A 20,645-nucleotide genomic window follows, 5' to 3' on the forward strand; every position below is an offset into this window, starting at 1 on the left:
CGCCGAAGCGCCGGACACGCGCAACGGTTCGACCCCCGATGTTCAACCGTTACCATCGGGCCGGTGAACAATTCCCGTGGCGATTCGCGCGGTTCGCCGCGAAACGGTCGGGGCCGCTGGGCTTCACACCGGGCCACCCGGCGGGGCCGCGACATGCGCGGGCCGCTGCTGCCGCCGACGGTGCCGGGTTGGCGCAGCCGGGCCGAGCGGTTCGACATGGCGGTGCTGGAGGCATACGAACCGATCGAGCGGCGCTGGCACGAGCGGGTGTCCGAGCTCGACGTGGCCGTCGACGAAATCCCGCGCATCACCGCGAAGGATCCGGAGAGTGTGCAGTGGCCGCCGGAGGTCATCGCCGACGGGCCGATCGCCCTGGCCCGCTTGATACCGGCGGGGGTGGACGTCCGCGGCAACGCCACGAGGGCGCGAATTGTGTTGTTCCGCAAGCCAATCGAGAGACGGGCGAAGGACACCGTCGAACTCGGCGAGTTGTTGCACGAAATCCTGGTGGCTCAGGTGGCCATCTATCTGGACGTGGAACCTTCGGTCATCGACCCGACGATCGACGACGAATGAGCCGGTAGCTCAGATGATGCCGCGCTTGAGGCGGCGGCGCTCGCGCTCGGAAAGACCGCCCCAGATGCCGAAGCGTTCGTCATGCGCCAGGGCGTATTCCAGGCACTCGTGACGAACCTCGCAACCCAGGCAGATCTTCTTGGCCTCGCGGGTGGAACCACCCTTCTCGGGGAAGAAGGCCTCGGGATCGGTTTGCGCGCACAGCGCGCGGTCCTGCCATTGGTCCGGGGTGGGCGGCAGGGGTTCGGGTTCGAATGCGACTGGCGCATCGGGAACCACGGTCAGATGCGGGCGCGCAATTGGCGCCGGCGTCGCACCAATACTGGTGTGCGGTGTGCTTGCCATAACGCCCCGAAGGTGTTCAAAAGACATGCGTCGTCCGCCTCCTCAGGTTGATATTGAGAGAGTGATTTTTTTCCACTGTTCTGATGTACAGACAATTCGAACAAGTGATCGAATCTCGGTCTGCGACACCGGAACCGGCCGGCCAACCGGGAAATGACACTGATGTGATTAGACACGGGTTGACCAGCCGGGTCAAGCACTTTGGCGCATTTCCATACCATCTCGTGATCAAATTTCGGCGTTTCTGTTGTTATCGGCTCTCGGCGTGTCGGTCACAGCCAAGTAAAACCCCCCATTGCGGTCGTTCGAAATGCGCCCCGCTGCCGCCCGTCAGGCGTGCGGCCGGGCCCCCCTCGCCGGCCGGTACTGTCGTGCGGTGTGAAGGTCACCGTGCTGGTCGGCGGGGTCGGCGGCGCCCGGTTCCTGCTCGGGGTCCAGCAGCTGCTCGGGCTGGGTCAGTTCCAGTCGCAAGGGCGCCCGGATGCTCAGGCCCACGAGCTGACTGCCGTCGTCAACGTCGGCGATGACGCGTGGATCCACGGTTTGCGTGTCTGCCCCGATTTGGACACCTGCATGTATACCTTAGGTGGAGGCGTCGATCCAGAACGGGGTTGGGGCCACCGCGACGAAACCTGGCATGCCAAAGAGGAATTGGCGCGTTACGGTGTGCAGCCGGACTGGTTCCAGCTCGGCGACCGCGACCTGGCCACCCACCTGGTGCGCACCCAGATGCTGCAGGCCGGCTACCCGCTGTCGCAGATCACCACGGCGCTGTGCGACCGCTGGCAGCCCGGCGCCCGGCTGCTGCCGGCCACCGACGACCGTTGCGAGACACACGTGGTGATCACCGATCCGGCCGACGACAGCCGTCGGGCCATCCACTTCCAGGAGTGGTGGGTGCGCTACCGGGCGAAGGTGCCCACCCACAGCTTCGCCTTCGTCGGCGCCGAAAAGGCCGGCGCCACAACCGAAGCGGTGGCGGCGATCGGCGAGGCCGACGTCCTCCTGCTGGCGCCGTCCAACCCGGTGGTCAGCGTCGGCGCCATCCTGGCCGTCCCGGGCATCCGCGGCGCGCTGCGGGGAGCCGCCGCCCCGGTGGTCGGCTATTCGCCGATCATCGGTGGAAAGCCGTTGCGCGGCATGGCCGATGCGTGCCTGTCGGTGATCGGGGTCGAATCCACCGCCGAGGCGGTCGGCCGGCACTACGGGGCGCGCAGCGACACCGGGATCCTGGACTGCTGGCTGGTGCACGAGGGCGATCACGCCGACATCGACGGGGTCGCCGTGCGCTCGGTGCCGCTGTTGATGAGCGACCCGAAGGCGACGGCCGAGATGGTCGCCGCGGGGCTGGACCTCGCGGGCGTGGCGGCGTGACCGCGCCCGCCGAGCACGGCAGCGCCGCCGCGATCGAGATCCTGCCCGTCGCGGGGCTTCCGGAGTTCCGGCCCGGGGACGACCTGAGCGCGGCGCTGGCCGCCGCCGCGCCCTGGCTGCGCGACGGCGACGTCGCGGTGGTCACCAGCAAGGTGGTGTCCAAGTGCGAGGGGCGGCTGGTGCCCGCGCCGCGCGACGCCGAGGAGCGCGATCGGCTGCGGCGCAAGCTCGTCGACGACGAGGCGGTCCGGGTGCTGGCCCGCAAGGGCCGGACCCTGATCACCGAGAACCGGCTGGGGCTGGTCCAGGCCGCCGCGGGCGTGGACGGCTCCAACGTCGGCGCCGACGAGCTCGCGCTGCTGCCGGTGGACCCGGATGCCAGCGCCGCCGCGCTGCGCGCCGGCCTGCGCGAGCGGCTCGGCGTCGACGTCGGCGTGGTCATCACCGACACGATGGGCCGCGCCTGGCGCAACGGCCAGATCGACGCGGCGGTCGGCGCCGCGGGTGTGACTGTGCTGCAAGGCTATTCGGGGGCCGTCGACCGGCACGGCAACGAGCTGGTGGTCACCGAGGTCGCGGTCGCCGACGAGATCGCCGCGGCCGCCGATCTGGTCAAGGGCAAACTGACCGCCACGCCGGTGGCCGTGGTGCGCGGGCTCGCCAAGCGGGTGGTCGCCGACGACGGCTCGACCGCCCGGCGGCTGCTGCGGCCCGGCGACGAGGACCTGTTCTGGCTCGGCACCGCCGAGGCCCTCGAGCTGGGCCGCCGGCAGGCGCAGCTGTCGCGCAGATCGGTGCGCCGGTTCAGCGCCGAGCCGGTGCCGCCGGAGCTGGTCGAGGCGGCCGTCGCCGAGGCGCTCACCGCGCCGGCCCCGCACCACACCCGGCCGGTGCGGTTCGTGTGGCTGCAGACGCCGGCCACCCGGACCCGGCTGCTGGACGCGATGAGGGACAAGTGGCGCGCGGACCTCGCCGGCGACGGCCGGCCCGCGGAGTCGATAGAGCGCCGGGTGGCGCGCGGCCAGATCCTCTACGACGCACCCGAGGTCGTCATCCCGATGCTGGTCCCCGACGGCGCGCACAGCTATCCCGACGCCGCCCGCACCGACGCCGAGCACACCATGTTCACCGTCGCCGTCGGGGCGGCCGTGCAGGCGCTGCTGGTCGGGCTGGCGGTGCGCGGGCTGGGCAGCTGCTGGATCGGCTCGACGATCTTCGCCGCCGACCTGGTCCGCGCCGAGCTGCAGCTGCCGCCCGACTGGGAGCCGTTGGGCGCCATCGCGATCGGCTACCCCGCCGAACCGGCCGGCCTGCGCGATCCGGCCGACGCCGGGGATTTGTTGATCCGCAAGTGATACTGGGCCGATGAAGACGTTCGCGGGCAAGGCGGCGGCGTCGGCCGACAAGGTCCGCGGCGGCTACTACACGCCGGCGCCCGTGGCCCGGTTCCTGGCCCGCTGGGTGCGCGAGGCCGGCCCGCACATCGTCGAGCCGTCCTGCGGCGACGGCCGGATCCTGTGCGAGCTGGCCGCGCTCGGCGCTCGGGTGCGCGGCGTCGAACTCGTCGCGCACGAGGCCCGCAAGGCGCGGCGGTTCGCTCCCGTCGACGCGCAAAGCCTGTTCGCCTGGCTCGCCGAGGCCGACGCCGGCTGGGACGGGGTCGCGGGCAACCCGCCCTACATCAGGTTCGGCAACTGGGCGCCCGACCAGCGCGACCCGGCCCTGGACCTGATGCGGCGCGAGGGCCTGCGCCCCAGCAGGCTGACCAACGCCTGGGTGCCGTTCGTCGTCGCGAGCACCGTCTTGGTGCGCGACGGTGGACGCGTCGGATTGGTGCTGCCCGCCGAGCTGCTGCAGGTCGGCTACGCCGCGCAGCTGCGCGAGTTCCTGCTGAGCCGGTTCCGTGAGATCACGCTGCTGACGTTCGAGCGGTTGGTGTTCGACGGCGTCCTGCAGGAGGTCGTGTTGTTCTGCGGCGTCGCCGGTACGGGCCCCGCGCGGATACGCACGGTGCACCTCCCCGATGCCGATGCGCTGACCGCTTTGACCCCGGCCGAGCTTGACGTCGAATCGGCCCCGGCGCTGCTGCACGAAAAGGAGAAGTGGACCAAGTACTTCCTGGACCCCGCCGCGATCCGGCTGCTGCGCACGCTCAAGCGGTCGCCCACCCTGACGCGGCTGGGCTCGCTCGCCGATGTCGACGTGGGCATCGTGACGGGCCGCAACAGCTTCTTCACCTTCACCGACGCGCAGGCCCGCGAACTCGGGCTGCTGGCCCACTGCGTCCCGCTGGTCTCGCGCAGCGCCCAGCTGTCCGGCCTGGTGTACGACAACGATTGCCGCGCAAGCGATGTCGCCGCGGGGCAGCGGACCTGGCTGCTCGACGCCCCGCGCGAGCCGGGCGATCCCGCCCTGGTCGCCCACATCGCCGCGGGGGAGGCCGCCGGCGTCCACCGCGGCTACAAGTGCTCGGTCCGCAAGCCGTGGTGGGCCACACCGTCGCTGTGGGTTCCCGACCTGTTCATGCTGCGCCAGATCCACCGGGCGCCCCGGCTGACCGTCAACGCCGCCGCGGCGACGAGCACCGACACCGTGCACCGGGTGCGGTTGCGCCCCGGGGTGGATCCCGCCGCGCTCGCCGCGGTGTTCCACAACAGCGCGACGTTCGCCTTCGCCGAGATCATGGGCCGCAGCTACGGCGGCGGGATCCTGGAGTTGGAGCCGCGCGAGGCCGAGCAGCTGCCCATTCCCCCGCCGTCGTGCGCCGGCGCCGAGCTCGCCTGCGATGTCGATCTGTTGTTGAAGGCCAACGAGATCGACAAGGCGCTCGACGTGGTGGACCGCCGGGTGCTGATCGACGGGCTGGGCTGGGCGCCGGACGTCGTTTCGCAGTGCCGGTCGGCGTGGGTGGCGCTGCGCGATCGCCGGGCCGGGCGGGGCTCCCGGTGAGCGTTCGCGACTCGGCGATCGCGATCCTCACCGACTGGCAGGCGCCCGATCCGGCGCAGGATTCGCTGCGGCACGCCGTGCTCGCGTTCGTGCACGGCCGCCCCGACGCCTGCCGTCGCGACTGCGCGGCCGGCCACGTCACCGCGTCGACGTTGGTGCTCGACGACGACGGCACCAACGTCCTGCTGACATTGCACCGGCGTCTGGGCCGTTGGGTGCAACTCGGCGGGCACTGCGACGAGGACGACCCTGATGTGGTGACCGCGGCGCTGCGCGAGGCCACCGAGGAATCCGGCATCGAGGGCCTGCGCCTCGCGCCAATGCTGGCCGCGGTGCATGTGCACCCGGTCGTGTGCTCGCTCGGGGTGCCGACGCGGCACCTGGACCTGCAATTCGTGGCGCGCGCGCCGGCCGGCGCGCGGATCGCGATCAGCGACGAGTCGGAGGACCTGCGGTGGTGGCCCGTCGACGCCCTGCCCGACGGCACCGACGACGCGCTCGCCTACCTGGTCGCTCGGGCGCTTCGTTAGCCGCCGAGATCGACGCTAGCGCGGAAAAGTTCGAGTAGGCCCCACGCTAGTGTCGATCTCGGCGATAGCCGCGGCGGGCTAAAGCTTGAGACACGCGGTTGATGATGTCGTCGGGCTTGTCCTCTGCGACCACGCGGATGACGACCCATCCCATCGCTGCGAATTTGCGATGGCGCCGCTGGTCCTTGACGTATTGCGTTCGGTCGGTGCGGTGCTGATCGCCGTCATACTCCGCAGCGACCATGTAGTCCTCCCAGCCCATATCAAGCAGACCGACAAGCCGCCAGCCGTCGTGGACCGGTATCTGGGTTGTCGGTTTAGGCAGACCGGCGTCAATGAGAAGCAACCGCAACCAAGTTTCCTTGGGCGACGCCGCGCCGCCGTCGACCAACGGCAGCACTTCCGTGAGCCGTCGCAGACCTCGTGCCCCTCGGTATCGCTTCGCCAGGACGGCGACGTCCTCGAATGAAAACGGGGTAGCACGCATGAGGGCGTCAAGCCGTGCGAGCGCCTGGCCACGCGGCAGGTGGCGACCGAGATCGAAAGCGGTGCGGGCGGCGGACGTCACGGGAAGCCGCCTTATTGTCGTCACCTCGTCCGGGCCGAGGGTTTCGTTGCGGACGACCAGACCGCGTTGGGGCCGGCCACTTTTCGAGACGAGCTCGATGGTTGTGTCGGCGTCGACCCACCGGGCGCCATGCAGAGCCGACGCCGCGGCGCCCGCGATCACGCCACGCCGCCGGGACCACAGCCAGGCGGCGACGGCGCGGTCCTCCAGCGACGGCACGTGTCGCTTCGGAATGTAGACGTCACGAAAGATTGGCCGATACCAGCGGCGCAACTGGTAGTCGTTCAGCGCGGCAGCAGCGATCGCCTCGCTGCCTACGAATACCTCACCCATGAACAGATGGTGGACCGGGCCACCGACATGCGCGCCGAGATCGACGCCAGCTTGGAAAACTGCGAGTGGGCCTCACGCCAGCGTCGATCTCGGCGCACAAGCGCGACTCAGACGTCGGACGAGTAACGAATCCCGCCGTCGGGAATGGAGATTCCCGGCCATACCCTTGCGCCGCGCAGCAATTCGCAGCGCGCGCCGATGTCGGCGCCGTCGCCGATCACGCCGTCGCGGATCAGCGCCCGCGGACCGATGCGCGCACCGAAGCCGATGATCGAGCGCTCGATCACGCTGCCGGCCTCGACCTTGACGCCGTCGAAGATCACGGCGCCGTCCAGCCGCACACCGGGTCCGATCTCGGCGCCGCGCCCCACGACCGTGCCGCCGATCAGCACCGCGCCGGGGGACACCGCCGCGCCGTCGTGCACCAATTGCTCGCCGCGGTGGCCGTGCAGGGCCGGCGACGGGGCGATGCCGCGCACCAGGTCCGCCGATCCCCGCACGAAGTCCTCCGGCGTGCCCATGTCCCGCCAGTACGTGGCGTCGACGTAGCCGCAGACCTTGACGTCCGGGTCGGCCAGCAGCGCGGGGAAGACCTCCCGTTCGACCGAGACCTCGCGGCCGCGCGGAATCCGGTCGATGATGTTGCGCTCGAAAACATAGGTGCCGGCGTTGATCTGGTCGGTCGGCGGATCCTCCGTCTTCTCGATGAAGGCGACGACGCGGTCCTGCTCGTCGGTGGTGACGCAGCCGTAGGCCCGCGGGTCGCCAACCCGCACCAGGTGCAGGGTGACGTCGGCGGAGTTGGCGTGGTGGGACTCCAGCAGCTGGCCCAGGTCGGCGCCGGAGAGCACGTCGCCGTTGAACACCATCACGGTGTCGTGCCGCAGCCGGCCGGCGACGTTGGCGATCGCGCCGCCGGTGCCCAGCGGCCGCTCCTCGGTCACGTAGTCGATCTGCAGGCCCAGCTTGGAGCCGTCGCCGAACTCCGCCTCGAACACCGCGGCCTGATACGACGTGCCCAGGATGACGTGCTCGATGCCCGCGGCCGCGATCCGCGACAACAGGTGGGTGAGGAACGGCAGTCCGGCGGTCGGCAGCATCGGCTTGGGCGCCGACAGGGTCAGCGGCCGCAGCCGGGTGCCCTTGCCGCCGACCAGCACCACCGCGTCGATTTGACGGTCGATCAACGGGTTAGCCAACTCAGTGCCGCCCTTCTGCCATCCGCCGTCTGCGGGAACTGCGCACCATCAGCCGGGAGCGAACCGCCAGCGACCCCCGCAGCGTCCAGCGCAGCGGGGCCCGCAACCGACCCGAATACCGGTCGGCCAGGAAAATGTAGGTGCTCTGGTGATGGGCCGCCAGGTGGCTGGCCGGATCGTGGCCGGTGGAGTGGCCCTTGTGGTGCAGGACCTCGGCCGACGGCACGTACACGCTTTGCCAGCCGGCCCTGCCCAGGCGGTCGCCGAGGTCGACGTCCTCCATATACATGAAGTAGCGCTCATCAAAGCCACCGACCCGCTCGAACGCCGACCGGCGCACCAGCAGGCACGATCCCGACAGCCAGCCCACCGAGCGCTCGCTGGGCTCGAGCCGCTCCTGGCGGTAGGCGGCCGTCCACGGGTTGCGCTTCCAGACGGGCCCGAGCACGGCGTGCATGCCGCCGCGGATGAGGCTGGGCAGGTGCCGGGCCGACGGATACACCGAGCCGTCCGGGTCCCGGATGAGCGGACCCAGCGCGCCCGCGCGCGGCCAGCGGGTGGCGGCGTCCAGCAGCGCGTCGATGCTGCCGGGTCCCCACTGCACGTCGGGGTTGGCCACGATCACCCAGTCATCGACCCAGGGTTGGCCGACCTCGTCAAGGTGGGCGATGGCCCGGTTCACCGCGGTCCCGTAGCCGAGGTTGGCGCCGGTGTCGAACAGCCGCACGTTCGGATAGCGCTCGACCGCCGCCTGCGGCGTTCCGTCAGTGGAGCCGTTGTCGGCGAGCACGACGCTGACCGGGCGCTCGGTGGCCAGCGACAGCGAGGCCAGGAACCGCTCCAGGTGCGGGCCCGGCGAGTAGGTCACCGTCACGACCGGCAGGACGTCAGTCACGCGTAGAGAGTATCGGTCGATCGGTCGGGGCGTTCCGCCCAGCGGCCGCCAGCGCCGCGACAAGCGCTGCGCGCCAGTGCCTTAACGGCCGTAGGCCCGCTGCCGCCGACTCCCGCCCGGACAGGGCCGAGTAGCTCGGCCGCGGCGCCGGCCGCGGAAATTTCGCGCTGCTGACGGGCCGGACCCGCGCCGGATCGGCCCCGCATTCTTCGAACACCGCGCGGGCCTGCTCGAACCGGGAGACCGCGCCCTCGTTGGCGGCGTGCAGGACGGGCCCGGGCACGCGGTCGTCGACGACCTGCAGCAGCGCGGCGGCCAGATCGCCGACGTAGGTCGGCGAGCCGACCTGGTCGTCGACCACGTCGACGGGGCCGTCCCCGGCGGCCCGCCCGAGCATGGCCGCGACGAAGTCCTTGCCCGTGCCGGTGTACACCCACGCGGTGCGCACCACGACCGCCTCCGGCAGCACCGCCAGCGCGGCGCGTTCCCCGGCCAGCTTGCTGCGGGCGTACACCCCCTGCGGCGCGGGGGGATCGCTGGGTTCGTAGGGTCGGGGCGGCTCGGCGGCCGGGGCGGAGTCGCCGCCGAACACGTAGTCGGTTGAGACGTGGATCAGCCGGGCGCCGGCGCGGGCGCAGGCCCGGGCGATGTTTTCGGGGCCGGCGGCGTTGACCGCGTAAGCGGCGTCCTCGGCGCTCTCGGCGCCGTCGACGTCGGTGTAGGCCGCGCAATTCAGCACGACGTCGCCCTCGTGCACGATCCGCTCGGCCGCGGCCGGGTCGGTGATGTCCCACTGCGACGAGTTCAGGGCCAGCACGTCACGGCCCTGACCGGCGGCCACGGCCGCCAACCGGCTGCCGAGCTGCCCGCCGGCCCCGGTGATGACTAGCCTTCCTGACCTGCCCGACATGCTTCGAGTCTGGCATGCGCCGGGCGCGCCGCGGCCGGCTACCCGAGAAGCGGGTGTGTCGCAAGTAACCTAATGTGATGCCTGTGCAACGTGTGGTTCGCGCGCTTGCCACCGCCATGGCCGTCGCCGTCGTCATCGGCACCGGCGTCGCATGGAACAACGTTCGGTCCTTCGAGGACGGCATCTTCCACATGTCCGCCCCCTCGCTGGGCAAGGGCGGCGACGACGGCGCGATCGACATCCTGCTCGTCGGCCTCGACAGCCGCACCGACGCGCACGGCAACCCGCTGTCCGCCGAGGAACTCGAGACGCTGCGCGCCGGCGACGAGGAGGCCACCAACACCGACACGATCATCCTGATCCGGATACCGAACAACGGGAAGTCGGCCACCGCGATCTCGATCCCCCGCGACTCCTACGTCGCCGCCCCGGGGCTGGGCAAGACCAAGATCAACGGCGTCTACGGCCAGACCCGCGAGGCCAAGCGGACCAGCCTGGTCAAGGCCGGCGCTTCCGCCGCCGACGCCGCCGCGCAGGGCACCGAGGCCGGCCGCGAGGCGCTGATCAAGACCGTCGCCGACCTGACCGGGGTCACCGTCGACCACTACGCCGAGATCGGGCTGCTGGGCTTCGCGTTGATCACCGACGCGCTCGGCGGCGTCGACGTCTGCCTCAAAGAGCCCGTGTACGAACCACTTTCGGGTGCCGACTTTCCGGCCGGCCAGCAGCGCCTCGACGGCCCGCAGGCGCTCAGCTTCGTGCGCCAGCGCCACGAGCTGCCGCGCGGCGACCTGGACCGGGTGGTGCGCCAGCAGGTGGTGATGGCCTCGCTGGCCCACCGGGTCATCTCCGGCAAGACGCTGTCCAGCCCCGCCACGCTGAAGCGGCTGGAGGCCGCCGTGCAGCGTTCGGTGGTGATCTCCTCGGGTTGGGACGTCATGGATTTCGTCCAGCAGATGCAAAAGCTGGCCGGCGGCAACGTCGCCTTCGCCACCATCCCGGTGCTCGACGGCGCCGGCTGGAGCGACGACGGCATGCAGAGCGTGGTGCGGGTGGACCCGCATCAGGTCGCCGACTGGGTGGCCAGCCTGCTGCACGATCAGGCGCAGGGCAAGACCGAGGAACTCGCGTACACGCCCGCCAAGACCACCGCCAGCGTCGTCAACGACACCGACATCAACGGGCTGGCAGCGGCGGTGTCGGATGTGTTGAGCGCCAAGGGCTTTGCCACCGGAGCCGTGGGCAACAACGACGGCGGCCACGTGAAGAGCAGCCAGGTGCGGGCCGCCAAGACCGACGACCTGGGCGCCCAGCAGGTCGCCAAGGAGCTCGGCGGGCTGCCCGTCGTCGCCGATCCCTCGCTGGCGCCGGGATCGGTCAAGGTGGTGCTGGCCAACGATTACACCGGCCCGGGTTCCGGGCTGTCCGGCAGCGGGACCATCATGCCCGCCAAGCTGTCCGACCAGGCCGCCACCGCCGACCCGAACGTCCCGGCGCCCTCGCCGATCCTCACCGCCGGCTCCGACAAGCCGGAGTGCATAAACTGACCAACCGGTGCCCGAATCAACGCTGTCCGGGATGATCCTGGATCCGATGTTGCGCGCCGACCCCGTCGGCCCGCGCATCACCTACTACGACGACGCCACCGGCGAGCGCATCGAGCTCTCCGCTGTCACGCTGGCGAACTGGGCGGCCAAGACCGGCAACCTGTTGCGCGACGAGCTCGGCGCGGGCCCGGCCAGCCGGGTCGCGATCCTGCTGCCCGCGCACTGGCAGACGGCGGCGGTCCTGTTCGGGGTGTGGTGGATCGGCGCCGAGGCCGTGCTGGGCGGTGACCTTGAAGACACAGCGGACCCGACCGATGTGGCGCTGTGCACCTTCGAGCGGCTGGACGAGGCCGACGGGGCCGTGCAGCCCGGCGGCGAGGTCGCGGTGCTGTCGCTGGACCCGTTCGGGCGCCCGGCGCCCGACCTGCCGATCGGCGTCACCGACTACGCGACCGCGGTGCGGGTGCACGGCGACCAAATCGTCGCCGAGCGCCATCCCGGGCCCGCGCTGGCCGGCCGCTCCGCCGCGGAGGTCCTGGCCAACTGTGAGAGTTCCGCGGCGGCAAGGGGTTTGACGTCTCAGGATCGCGTGCTGTCCAGCGCGGCATGGCCCGGGCCCCGGGAGTTGGTCGACGGCCTGCTGGCCATCCTGGCCGTCGGCGGGTCGCTGGTGCAGGTGGCCAATCCCGACGCCAATCCCGATCCGGAGGCGCGACAGCGCAGGATCGAGAGCGAAAAGGTCACCAGGGTCTTGTGAGCGGCGTTCTCGGCCGCGCATACATATTGATATAGCAATACATAGATGTTAATGTCGTGCGAGCATGGGCTGACGCGGCGACGACAGGAGGGTTCGGGCGATGGCGGGGTACGGGCTATTCGCAAAGGCGGCCGGGACGGTGTTCACCGGGCTGGTCGGCGTGACGGCCTACGAGGCGCTGCGCAAGGCCCTGGCCAAGGCGCCGCTGCACGAGACCGCGGTGTCGGCGGCCGAGCTGGGACTGCGCGGCACGCGCAAGGCGGAAGAGGCCGCCGAGTCGGCCCGGCTGAAGCTCGCCGACGTCATGGCCGAGGCCCGCGAGCGCGTCGGCGAGGAGGCGCCCACCCCGTCGGTCGGCGACGCACACGAGCACGAGCACTGAGCGCTTGATACCGTCGAAAGACCCTGCCCTGGCGGTGATTTCGGATGCGGCCGGGCGCATGCGGGTGTCGGTCGGGTGGGTCCGCGGCGACTCGCGGCGCGCCGTGGCGGTCGAAGAGGCCGTCGCCAAGCAGAACGGCGTGCGCGCCGTGCACGCCTACCCGCGCACCGGATCGGTCGTCGTGTGGTACTCGCCCAGGCGCTGCGAGCGCGCCGCCCTCCTGGCGGCGATCGACGACGCGAAACACGTTGCCGCCCAGCTGATCCCGGCCCGCGCGCCGCACTCGTCGGAGATCCGCAACGCCGACGTGCTCCGCATGGTCATCGGCGGCGCGGCGCTGGCCCTGCTCGGCATGCGCCGCTACGTGTTCGCCCGGCCGCCGCTGCTGGGCCCGAGCGGGCGGGTGGCGGCCACCGGCGTCACCGTCTTCACCGGCTATCCGTTCCTGCGCGGCGCCCTGCGCTCGCTGCGCTCCGGTCGGGCCGGCACCGACGCGCTTGTCTCCGCGGCGACCGTGGCGAGCCTGATCCTGCGCGAGAACGTGGTCGCGCTGACCGTGCTGTGGCTGCTCAACATCGGTGAGTACCTTCAGGATCTGACCCTGCGCCGGACCCGGCGGGCCATCTCCGATTTGCTCCGAGGCAGCCAGGACACGGCGTGGATCCGGCTCGTAGACGGCCCGCAGCGGGGCACCGAGATCCAGGTGCCGATCGACAGCGTCGAGATCGGTGACGAGGTGGTGGTCCACGACCACGTCGCGATACCGGTGGACGGCGAGGTGGTCGACGGCGAGGCGGTCATCGACCAGTCCGCGATCACCGGCGAAACCCTGCCGGTCAGCGTCCTGGTCGGTTCGCGCGTGCACGCCGGGTCGGTGGTGGTGCGCGGGCGCGTCGTGGTCCGCGCGCAGGCCGTCGGCAACCAAACCACCATCGGCCGCATCATCGCCCGGGTCGAGGAGGCCCAGCACGACCGGGCGCCCATCCAGACGGTCGGCGAAACCTTCTCGCGCCGTTTCGTTCCCACCTCGTTCATCGTTTCGGCGATCACCCTGGCGGTCACGGGAGACGTGCGCCGCGCGATGACGATGCTGCTGGTCGCGTGCCCCTGCGCGGTCGGCCTGGCCACCCCCACCGCCATCAGCGCCGCGATCGGCAACGGCGCGCGCCGCGGCATCCTCATCAAGGGCGGATCCCACCTGGAGCAGGCCGGCCGGGTCGACGCGATCGTGTTCGACAAGACCGGGACGCTGACGGTGGGTCGCCCCATTGTCACGAATATCGTTGCCATGCACAAGGATTGGGAACCCGAGCAGGTGCTGGCGTACGCGGCCAGCTCGGAGATCCATTCTCGCCACCCGCTGGCCGAGGCGGTGATCCGCTCGACCGAGGAGCGCCACATCACCATCCCGCCGCACGAGGAGTGCGAGGTGCTGGTGGGCCTTGGCATGCGGACCTGGGCCGACGGCCGGACGCTGCTGCTGGGCAGCCCGGGGCTGCTGCGGGCCGAAAAGGTGCGGGTGTCGAAGAAGGCGTCGGAGTGGGTGGACAAGCTGCGGCACCAGGCCGAGACCCCGCTGCTGCTGGCGGTGGACGGCACGCTGGTGGGGCTGATCAGCCTGCGCGACGAGGTGCGACCCGAGGCGGTCGAGGTGCTGAAGGAGTTGCGGGCCAACGGGATTCGTCGCATCGTGATGCTCACCGGGGATCACCCCGACATCGCCCAGGTGGTCGCGGGCGAGCTGGGGATCGACGAGTGGCGCGCCGAGGTGATGCCGGAGGACAAGCTCGAGGTGGTGCGCGAACTGCAGGACGCCGGCTACGTCGTGGGCATGGTCGGTGACGGCATCAACGACGCCCCGGCGCTGGCGGCCGCCGACATCGGGATCGCCATGGGACTGGCCGGGACCGACGTCGCCGTCGAAACCGCCGACGTGGCCCTGGCCAACGACGACCTGCATCGCCTGCTCGACGTGCGCGACCTGGGCTCGCGCGCGGTCGACGTGATCCGCGAGAACTACGGCATGTCCATCGCCGTCAACGCCGCCGGGCTGGTCATCGGCGCGGGCGGCGCGCTGTCCCCCGTGCTGGCCGCGATCCTGCACAACGCGTCGTCGGTCGCGGTGGTCGCCAACAGCTCCCGGCTCATCCGGTATCGGCTCGACTGATCCTGCCGAGCAGACGCAAAGGCACCCGAATTCGGCTCGAATTGGGTGCTTTTGCGTCTGCTCGGCGATCCTTCAGCAGCCGCAGTCGCGGCCACGCCAGGACTGCACGCCCTGCCACACCGCAATGCCGGCGATGGCGAGCCCGACCGCGGGGTCGAACCACCAGTTGCTCGACGAAAGTGCGGTGATCACAAGGCCGATCAGCACGCCGCCGGCCTGGGCGGCGCACAGGTAGTTCTGGGTGCCCTCCCCCTCGGTGGCCCCGGAGTGCAGCCGCGCGCCCAGCCTGTGGTTGGCCCAGCCCAGGACCGGCATCAGCAAGAAGCCGACGGCCGTCAGCGCGATGCCGATCAGGGAAGCCTGGGCATGATGCCCGTCGGTCAGGTCGCGAACGGACTCGGCGGCGACGTAGGGGGCGGTCAGCCAGAACGACACCGCCACCCCGCGCTGGGCGCGGCGCTCGGCCGTCTCGGACAGGGTGCGCGTGCCGCTGAACCGCCAAATGACCACCGCGCTGGCCAGCGCCTCGGCGCCCCCGCCGAGCGCCCACCCGGTCAGCGCGATGGATCCGACCAACAGGCCCTGCCACAAGCCGACGCCGCCCTCGACGAGCACCACCACCAGGCCGACCCACGCCAGCCTCCGCGCCCACCGGGCGCTCGCCTGCCACGCGGCGTCCGGGACGACCGGCGCCGGGCGCGCCAATTCCGCGATCGAGGTCGTGGTCTCCATCCCGCGATGCTAAGGCGCCGACGGGGTCGGGCGCGGGACGACGACCCGGCCGGAGACCGTATCGTTATTCTGGCTAACCAGCCACGGACCACGGGAGGACCACGGGATGGTGCGCACCGACAACGACACCTGGGACCTGGCGACCAGCGTGGGCGCCACGGCCACCATGGTCGCGTCGGGACGGGCCCGGGCCACCCGGGCCGCGCTGATCGACGATCGGTTCGCCGAGCCGCTGGTGCGCGCCGTGGGCATCGACTTCTTCACCCGGTGGGCCGTCGGCGAACTCGACTCTGCGGACGTCGACGTTCCCGGCGCCCCGTGGGGCATGCAGCGGATGACCGACATGATGGCCGCGCGCACGCCCTACATCGACGCGTTCTTCGCCGAGGCGGGCGCCCGGGAAGACCCGGCCATCCGCCAAGTCGTCATCCTGGCCTCGGGTCTGGACGCGCGGGCGTACCGGCTGCCGTGGGCGTCCGGCACCACGGTGTTCGAGGTCGACCAACCCGACGTCATCGCGTTCAAGACCGCCACCATCGCCGGGCTCGGCGCCGAGCCCACCGCCGAGCTGCGAAACGTGTCGATCGACCTGCGCCACGACTGGCCGGCGGCGCTGCGGCGCGCCGGGTTCGACACGGCCCGGCCCGCCGCCTGGGCCGCCGAGGGCCTGCTCGGCTTCCTGCCGGGCGAGGCGCAGGACCGGCTGCTGGATCAGATCACCGACCTCAGCGCCGACGGCAGCCGGCTGGTGGCCGAGGTGTTCTGGAACACGGGGGTCAGCGGGGACGCGCTGAACGCCGCGTGCGAGAAGTGGCGGGACAACGGCCTCGACATCGCGCTGGGCGACCTGGGCTTCCCCGGCGAACGCAACGACGTCGCCACCTATCTGGCCGGGCGCGGCTGGGATCCGGTGCGCACGACGCTGAATCAGTTGCTGGCCGACAACGGGCTACCGTTGCAGTCCACCGCCGAGGGTGCGCCCTTTTCCAAGAACTATTACTGCACCGCGGTGCTGCACAAGCCTTGAGGAGCGGTACGCAAATGCCAAACAGCAAGCCCGCCAAGCCACTTGACGGATTCCGGGTGCTCGATTTCACCCAGAACGTGGCCGGACCCCTGGCCGGGCAGGTGCTCGCCGACCTGGGCGCGGAGGTCATCAAAATCGAGGCGCCCGGCGGCGAGGCCGCCCGGCAGATCACCGCGGTCCTGCCCGGGCGCCCGCCGCTGGCCACGTACTTCCTGCCGAACAACCGCGGCAAGAAGTCGGTGACGGTGGACCTGACCGACGAAGAGGCCAAGCAGCAGATACTGCGCCTGGCCGACACCGCCGACGTCGTGCTGGAGGGGTTTCGTCCCGGCGTCATGGAGCGAATGGGGTTGGGGCCCAACGACTTACAGTCGCGCAACCCCAGGCTGATCTACGCGCGGCTGAGCGCCTTCGGCGGCAACGGCCCGCACGGCACCCGCCCGGGCGTCGACCTGATGGTCGCCGCCGAGGCCGGGATGACCACCGGGATGCCCACGCCGACGGGCAAACCGCAGATCATCCCCTTCCAGCTCGTCGACAACGCCAGCGGTCACGTGCTGGCCGAGGCGGTGCTGGCCGCGCTGCTCAACCGCGAGCGCCACGGGGTGGCCGACGTCGTCCGGGTCGCGATGTACGACGTCGCGGTGGGGCTGCAGGCCAACCAGCTGACGATGCACCTGAACAAGCCCAGCGAGGCGGCCAGGAAGCCGGACACAGAGCCAAACGCCAAGAAGCGCAAGGGTGTTGGCTTTGCCACCCAGCCGTCGGACGCGTTCCGGGCGTCCGACGGGTACCTCGTGCTGTCCGCCTATGTGCCCAAGCACTGGGCCAAGCTGTGCCAGATCATCGGCCGGCCCGATCTGCTGGACGACGAGCGGTTCGTCGACCAGCGCGCGCGGGCGCTCAACTACCCGGAGCTGACCGAGGAGCTCGAGTCGGCGCTGGCCGCCAAGACCGCCGCCGAGTGGGTCGAGCTGCTGCACGAGGGCGGCCTGATGGCCTGCCTCGCCTACACCTGGAAGCAGGTCGTCGACACCCCGCTGTTCGCCGAGAACGACCTGGCCCTGCGGGTCGGCAGCGGTGACGACGCCGTCACCGTCATCCGCACCCCGGCGCGCTACTCCAGCTTCGACGCCGTGAACACCGATCCCCCGCCCGCCCCGGGCGCGCACAACGAGGAGTTCCTGGTCAGTGAACCAGCTTGAGCGCCCTGTCGTTGCCGCGGTCGGCGACGTACACGTTCCCGTCGGTGTCCACCGCCACCGCCAGCGGAGTGTTCAGGCCGGTGAACGGCAGCACGGTCGAAACATTCGATCCGGCAGGCAATTTCGCCACCTCGCTCGTGTCGTGTTCGGTCACGTAGACGCTGCCGCCGTTGTCCACCGCGATACCCCAGGGCACGGAAACGCCGGTGAACGGTAGCTCGGTCTGGGCAGTTGATCCGGCCGCCAACTTCAGCACCCGGTTGTTGTCGGTGTCGGTGATGTAGACGCTGCCGGAGGTATCAACCGCCACACCATCCGGGTTCTTGAGGTCCGCGAACGGAAGGTCGGTCTGTGCGTTCGAGCCGGCCGCCAACTTCACCACCCGGCTGTTGCCCCGGTCGGCGACATAGACGTTGCCCTGGGAATCCACCGCTACCCCTTCGGGGTAGTTGAGACCGTTGAACGGCAGCACCGTCTGATTGTTCAACCCGGCCGGCAACTTCACTACCCTGTTGTTGAAGTCGGCGACGTACACCGCGCCGGCATCGTCCACCGCCAGCCCCTGCGGCTGGTAAAGGCCGTTGAACGGCAGCACCCGCGGGGTGCTGCTACCGGGCGCCAACTCCACCACCCGCCCGTACATGCCCTCACTGGTGACGTACACGTTGCCGGCTTTGTCCAGCGCGATTCCGCCCGGGGAGAGCCGGAAGTCGATGCCGTTGAACGGCAGCACGCTTTGCCCGGATGCCTGCTTCGATGGGTGCGATCCCCCCGATCCGGCGATGACGATGACGATGACGGCGACGAGCACGGCCGTCGCAGCGCCGGCGATGATCCACAGCCTGCGTCTTCGGTCGCGCTGCGGCCCGGCCGTCCAGTAATCGGATTGGGGCAGGACGTTTGGCTGCCGCCGATAAGGCGGTTGGCCGGCCGGGCCGGCGGACGACGAGGGGCGGGGCGGGCCACGCCAGCCGGCGAAGCCCGCGGGCGGCGGGGTCGCGCCACCGCCGTCGCTTACCGCGGGACGAACCATGGTCTCGGCACCGTCGGGCGGCCCGGCGCGCTCGCCCTGCTGCAAAATCGCGCGGGCCCGGTGTTGCTCGGTTGTCGTAAGGGCGTCGTGCGCTGCGGCGGCCATCTCCCCGGCGCTGCGATAACGCTCCTCGGGGCGCTTGGCCATGCCCCGGGCGATCACCTGGTCCAAGGCCGCCGGAACCCTCCCGGGTAGCTGTTGGCTGGGCCGCGGAGGCGGCTCGAGCAGGTGCGCGGCGATCAACCGTTCCACGCTGTCGGACTTATACGGAGGCGCCCCAGTCAGACATTCACCCAACACACAGGCGAGCGAATAGATGTCGGCGCGATAGGTGACCTCGTCACTGGTGAATCGCTCCGGGGCCATATACCGGTAGGTTCCCATCGCGGTCCCCGTCGCGGTCAGGCCGGGATCGCTTGCGGCGCGGGCGATCCCAAAATCCACCAAATAGGCGAAGTCATCCTTGGTGATCAGGATGTTTTCCGGTTTGACGTCGCGGTGCGTCACACCGGTGCCGTGCGCGGCGTCCAGCGCGGAGGCGATCTGGCTCACTATGGCAACCGCCCGTGGCGGGCTCAGCGGCCCGGAGCGTTTCAACAGGGTGGCCAAGTCGGTGCCCTCGATCAGGCGCATGTCCAAATAGAGGCGCCCGTCGATCTCGCCGTAGTCGTGGATCGGCACCACATGCGGATCGGTCAACCGGCCCGCGGCGTCAGCCTCGCGCTGCATCCGCGCGCGAAAGATCGGGTTGCCGGAGTATTGACCGGATATCAGCTTCAACGCCACCACCCGGTGCTTACGGGTGTCCTCGGCCTCATAGACCTCGCCCATCCCGCCGCGGCCCAGCAGCCGCAACAGTCGGTAGGGCCCGAACTGCGACTCTGGACCGCTCATCGTCGGAGCTCCTTTCGTCCGCTCACGCGATGGCGTTCACGGCCGCCGCCAGTTTCGACTGGAACGAGCTCGGCATCGGAATGGATCCGTACTGCTGCAGTCCGTCCTGCCCCGGACCGATCGCGGCCTGCATGAACGCCTTCACGGCTAGCCCGGTCCCGGGATCCGGATACTTCGAACAGACGATCTCGTAGGTCGCCAGCACTATCGGGTAGGCGCCGGACTGGGTCGGCTTGTAGAACGACGACGTGTCCAACACCAGGTCATTGCCCTGCCCCTGGAATCTGGCGCCGGCGATGGTCTTGCCGACCGAGTCGGTGGTGATCGTCACCGGATCCGGACCCGCCGACGTAATGATCTGGGCCATGTGCAACTGCTTGCCCACCGCGAAGGACCACTCGTTGTAGGTGATCGACCCGTCGGTGCTCTGCAGCGCCGCCGACGTGCCGTTGTTCCCGCTGGCCCCGTCCCCGACACCCCCGTTGAAGTGCTCGCCGGTGCCCTTGCCCCACGCGCCGTTTCCCGCGTCGTCGAGATATTTCTGGAAGTTGGCCGTGGTCCCGGATTTGTCGCTGCGGAACACGACGTGAATGGGCGTCGAGGGCATCGCGGCGCCACCGTTGAGCGCCTTGATCGCCGGGTCATCCCACTTGGTGATGCTGCCGTTGAAGATCTTCGCCGTCGTGGGCCCGTCGAGATTCAGCACGCCCACGCCGTTGACGTTGTAGGTCACCGCAATCGGGCCGAACACCGTCGGCAGGTCCCAGGCGGGGGAACCGCAACGAGCCGCCGCCCGGTCGGGCTGACCCGTCGACGGATCCAACGGAACGTCAGAGCCCGCCAGGTCGGTTTCGTTGTTGACAAACTGCTCTACACCGGCGCCGGAGCCATTTGCGTTGTAGTCCAGCGTGTAGCCCGGGCACGCCCGGATATAGGCGTAGACAAACTGTTCCATGGCGTTTTCTTGCGCGGTGGAGCCGCTGGCGTGGAGTAGCTTCTTGCCGCCGCAGCTCACCGGCGCCGACTTGGCCCCGGAGCCGGACGAAGTGGAATTGCCGCCGCCGCATCCCGACAGCAACAGTGTGACGGCGGCCAGCAGGCTCAGCGCGGCGCCAGATCGGATGAACCTCACGGACCTCCTCCGATGCGCCAGGGCGACACACAACAGGATTGGCAATAAATACGTGCCCAATCGTGAATATACAAACGTTTGAAGACGGTT

At 70.3% G+C, this 20,645-nt stretch carries 19 protein-coding genes; 11 read left to right on the top strand and 8 right to left on the bottom strand.

What is annotated here, in order from left to right; all coding sequences use genetic code 11:
- Positions 1-153 precede the first annotated feature (153 nt).
- Entirely contained in the window at positions 154-576 is a 423-nt protein-coding gene (locus AC5Y6X_RS22405) for a metallopeptidase family protein (RefSeq protein ID WP_324678649.1), read from the top strand.
- Between the two features lie 9 nt (positions 577-585).
- Here AC5Y6X_RS22405 and AC5Y6X_RS22410 read toward each other — a convergent pair whose 3' ends face one another.
- Positions 586-921 carry a WhiB family transcriptional regulator gene (locus tag AC5Y6X_RS22410; protein ID WP_324678651.1) on the bottom strand — a complete coding sequence of 112 codons (336 nt, stop codon included), beginning with the start codon at positions 919-921 and terminating at the stop codon, positions 586-588.
- Between the two features lie 378 nt (positions 922-1,299).
- On the opposite strand from AC5Y6X_RS22410, the gene cofD reads away from it, so the two are divergent.
- The 4 genes from cofD to AC5Y6X_RS22430 are packed head-to-tail and all read left to right on the top strand — an operon-like array spanning position 1,300 to position 5,774.
- Entirely contained in the window at positions 1,300-2,295 is a 996-nt protein-coding gene (cofD, locus tag AC5Y6X_RS22415; protein ID WP_324678490.1) for a 2-phospho-L-lactate transferase, read from the top strand.
- Complete coding sequence (locus AC5Y6X_RS22420; RefSeq protein ID WP_499989299.1) at positions 2,292-3,650, top strand: coenzyme F420-0:L-glutamate ligase; 1,359 nt, start codon at positions 2,292-2,294, stop codon at positions 3,648-3,650. The genes cofD and AC5Y6X_RS22420 overlap by 4 nt, the downstream gene beginning before the upstream one ends.
- A 10-nt stretch (positions 3,651-3,660) precedes the next feature.
- On the top strand, positions 3,661-5,244 hold the full coding sequence (locus tag AC5Y6X_RS22425) for an Eco57I restriction-modification methylase domain-containing protein (RefSeq protein WP_499989301.1): 1,584 nt from the start codon (positions 3,661-3,663) through the stop codon (positions 5,242-5,244).
- The gene (locus AC5Y6X_RS22430) at positions 5,241-5,774 is read left to right on the top strand and encodes an NUDIX hydrolase (RefSeq protein WP_499989303.1); all 534 of its coding nucleotides are present in this window, start codon (positions 5,241-5,243) and stop codon (positions 5,772-5,774) included. Before AC5Y6X_RS22425 ends, AC5Y6X_RS22430 begins: the two co-directional genes overlap by 4 nt.
- 46 nt (positions 5,775-5,820) lie before the next feature.
- On the opposite strand, the gene AC5Y6X_RS22435 is transcribed toward AC5Y6X_RS22430, so the two are convergent.
- The 4 genes from AC5Y6X_RS22435 to rfbD form a co-directional block, all read right to left on the bottom strand.
- Positions 5,821-6,675, bottom strand: coding sequence for a type IV toxin-antitoxin system AbiEi family antitoxin (locus AC5Y6X_RS22435; RefSeq protein ID WP_499989305.1), 855 nt, complete (start codon positions 6,673-6,675; stop codon positions 5,821-5,823).
- A 107-nt stretch (positions 6,676-6,782) separates the two neighbouring features.
- Positions 6,783-7,862: a mannose-1-phosphate guanylyltransferase gene (gene manB, locus AC5Y6X_RS22440; RefSeq protein ID WP_499989307.1), complete on the bottom strand. Its 1,080-nt coding sequence runs from the start codon at positions 7,860-7,862 to the stop codon at positions 6,783-6,785.
- A gap of 13 nt (positions 7,863-7,875) precedes the next feature.
- Positions 7,876-8,769 carry a glycosyltransferase family 2 protein gene (locus AC5Y6X_RS22445; RefSeq protein ID WP_499989308.1) on the bottom strand — a complete coding sequence of 298 codons (894 nt, stop codon included), beginning with the start codon at positions 8,767-8,769 and terminating at the stop codon, positions 7,876-7,878.
- Entirely contained in the window at positions 8,762-9,679 is a 918-nt protein-coding gene (rfbD, locus tag AC5Y6X_RS22450; protein WP_499989310.1) for a dTDP-4-dehydrorhamnose reductase, read from the bottom strand. Before rfbD ends, AC5Y6X_RS22445 begins: the two co-directional genes overlap by 8 nt.
- Positions 9,680-9,756: 77 nt before the next feature.
- Here rfbD and AC5Y6X_RS22455 point away from each other — a divergent pair, with 77 nt between their 5' ends.
- From AC5Y6X_RS22455 to ctpC, 4 genes are all read left to right on the top strand, one after another.
- The gene (locus tag AC5Y6X_RS22455) at positions 9,757-11,226 is read left to right on the top strand and encodes an LCP family protein (RefSeq protein WP_499989312.1); all 1,470 of its coding nucleotides are present in this window, start codon (positions 9,757-9,759) and stop codon (positions 11,224-11,226) included.
- Positions 11,227-11,257: 31 nt separating this feature from the next.
- Entirely contained in the window at positions 11,258-11,983 is a 726-nt protein-coding gene (locus tag AC5Y6X_RS22460) for a TIGR03089 family protein (RefSeq protein WP_499989421.1), read from the top strand.
- 100 nt (positions 11,984-12,083) lie between these two features.
- Positions 12,084-12,365, top strand: a complete 282-nt coding sequence (locus AC5Y6X_RS22465) for a DUF1490 family protein (protein ID WP_324678508.1) — start codon at positions 12,084-12,086, stop codon at positions 12,363-12,365.
- A gap of 58 nt (positions 12,366-12,423) precedes the next feature.
- A complete protein-coding gene (gene ctpC, locus AC5Y6X_RS22470; protein ID WP_499989422.1) occupies positions 12,424-14,532 on the top strand; it encodes a manganese-exporting P-type ATPase CtpC in 2,109 nt (702 codons plus the stop codon).
- A 72-nt stretch (positions 14,533-14,604) separates the two neighbouring features.
- Here ctpC and AC5Y6X_RS22475 read toward each other — a convergent pair whose 3' ends face one another.
- Positions 14,605-15,264, bottom strand: coding sequence for a cation efflux transmembrane domain-containing protein (locus AC5Y6X_RS22475; protein ID WP_499989314.1), 660 nt, complete (start codon positions 15,262-15,264; stop codon positions 14,605-14,607).
- A 106-nt stretch (positions 15,265-15,370) separates the two neighbouring features.
- On the opposite strand from AC5Y6X_RS22475, the gene AC5Y6X_RS22480 reads away from it, so the two are divergent.
- Entirely contained in the window at positions 15,371-16,291 is a 921-nt protein-coding gene (locus tag AC5Y6X_RS22480; RefSeq protein WP_499989316.1) for a class I SAM-dependent methyltransferase, read from the top strand.
- A 14-nt stretch (positions 16,292-16,305) separates the two neighbouring features.
- Positions 16,306-17,496, top strand: coding sequence for a CoA transferase (locus tag AC5Y6X_RS22485; RefSeq protein ID WP_499989318.1), 1,191 nt, complete (start codon positions 16,306-16,308; stop codon positions 17,494-17,496).
- Here AC5Y6X_RS22485 and AC5Y6X_RS22490 read toward each other — a convergent pair.
- Positions 17,480-19,423 carry a serine/threonine-protein kinase PknD gene (locus tag AC5Y6X_RS22490; protein ID WP_499989320.1) on the bottom strand — a complete coding sequence of 648 codons (1,944 nt, stop codon included), beginning with the start codon at positions 19,421-19,423 and terminating at the stop codon, positions 17,480-17,482. The genes AC5Y6X_RS22485 and AC5Y6X_RS22490 overlap by 17 nt on opposite strands.
- 22 nt (positions 19,424-19,445) lie before the next feature.
- Positions 19,446-20,555, bottom strand: a complete 1,110-nt coding sequence (gene pstS / locus AC5Y6X_RS22495; RefSeq protein WP_499989321.1) for a phosphate ABC transporter substrate-binding protein PstS — start codon at positions 20,553-20,555, stop codon at positions 19,446-19,448.
- Between the last annotated feature and the right edge of the window lie 90 nt (positions 20,556-20,645).

The organism is Mycobacterium sp. NGS26 (assembly GCF_059813025.1).

Coding starts and splice junctions, on each gene's coding strand:
- AC5Y6X_RS22405 (WP_324678649.1), top strand. CDS start 154: ATGCGCGGGCCGCTGCTGCCGCCGACGGTGCCGGGTTGGCGCAGCCGG.
- AC5Y6X_RS22410 (WP_324678651.1), bottom strand. CDS start 921: ATGGCAAGCACACCGCACACCAGTATTGGTGCGACGCCGGCGCCAATT.
- AC5Y6X_RS22425 (WP_499989301.1), top strand. CDS start 3,661: ATGAAGACGTTCGCGGGCAAGGCGGCGGCGTCGGCCGACAAGGTCCGC.
- AC5Y6X_RS22435 (WP_499989305.1), bottom strand. CDS start 6,675: ATGGGTGAGGTATTCGTAGGCAGCGAGGCGATCGCTGCTGCCGCGCTG.
- rfbD (WP_499989310.1), bottom strand. CDS start 9,679: ATGTCGGGCAGGTCAGGAAGGCTAGTCATCACCGGGGCCGGCGGGCAG.
- AC5Y6X_RS22455 (WP_499989312.1), top strand. CDS start 9,757: ATGCCTGTGCAACGTGTGGTTCGCGCGCTTGCCACCGCCATGGCCGTC.
- AC5Y6X_RS22460 (WP_499989421.1), top strand. CDS start 11,258: ATGATCCTGGATCCGATGTTGCGCGCCGACCCCGTCGGCCCGCGCATC.
- AC5Y6X_RS22465 (WP_324678508.1), top strand. CDS start 12,084: ATGGCGGGGTACGGGCTATTCGCAAAGGCGGCCGGGACGGTGTTCACC.
- ctpC (WP_499989422.1), top strand. CDS start 12,424: ATGCGGGTGTCGGTCGGGTGGGTCCGCGGCGACTCGCGGCGCGCCGTG.
- AC5Y6X_RS22475 (WP_499989314.1), bottom strand. CDS start 15,264: ATGGAGACCACGACCTCGATCGCGGAATTGGCGCGCCCGGCGCCGGTC.
- AC5Y6X_RS22480 (WP_499989316.1), top strand. CDS start 15,371: ATGGTGCGCACCGACAACGACACCTGGGACCTGGCGACCAGCGTGGGC.
- AC5Y6X_RS22485 (WP_499989318.1), top strand. CDS start 16,306: ATGCCAAACAGCAAGCCCGCCAAGCCACTTGACGGATTCCGGGTGCTC.
- AC5Y6X_RS22490 (WP_499989320.1), bottom strand. CDS start 19,423: ATGAGCGGTCCAGAGTCGCAGTTCGGGCCCTACCGACTGTTGCGGCTG.